Origin of the sequence: Bacillus cereus group sp. N21, from assembly GCF_016483395.1 — a bacterium.
Taxonomy (GTDB): domain Bacteria; phylum Bacillota; class Bacilli; order Bacillales; family Bacillaceae_G; genus Bacillus_A; species Bacillus_A pseudomycoides.
In genome coordinates, this window is sequence record NZ_JAEHBX010000238.1 from 1 (window position 1) to 510 (window position 510).

Below are 510 nucleotides of genomic sequence, written 5' to 3' on the forward strand. Positions count from 1 at the left end.
CGGAACCATCTTTTAAGTGCCTAATTTTTAAAGGTCTTTTTATTAAACTGTCCATTTTATAGGGTACAGTTCATACTTACATTATCCTGTTATTGATTATTATTTTCTTGAATTTGTTCAGAAGGTTCTTCAGTTGGATCTGGCTCATCCTCATCAACGCCATTGCAACCACACAAAAAACCTACTGATAAAATAGTAGACATAAGAGCAAGTAAATATTTTCTTTTCTTCACGTGATTATCGCTCCTTTCAGGTAAATATATATGCTATTATCATCTACTTTTAAAAAAAGAATATGCTGAAGTTTTTTCAGCATTTTTTTCCTGTATATCAAATTAGAATCAAATCCAATCCAATTATTAAAAAACTGGAATCACTTAGATATCTGTAAGTTTAATGCAAAATATGAAATAAGGTTAACAGCCCTAATTATCCTGTATACGAAATTGTGTTTTTTCAAATACTTGAAGCAAAACACCTTTCAATAGGAGTGAAAAAAGTGATAAGAAA

Annotated in this window: 1 protein-coding gene; it reads right to left on the reverse strand. The window is 29.4% G+C overall.

Annotation, left to right across the window (positions count from 1 at the left end; translation table 11 throughout):
• Nucleotides 1-89: 89 nt before the first annotated feature.
• Entirely contained in the window at nt 90-233 is a 144-nt protein-coding gene (locus JDS96_RS30670; protein WP_176546755.1) for a hypothetical protein, read from the reverse strand.
• Nucleotides 234-510 lie beyond the last annotated feature (277 nt).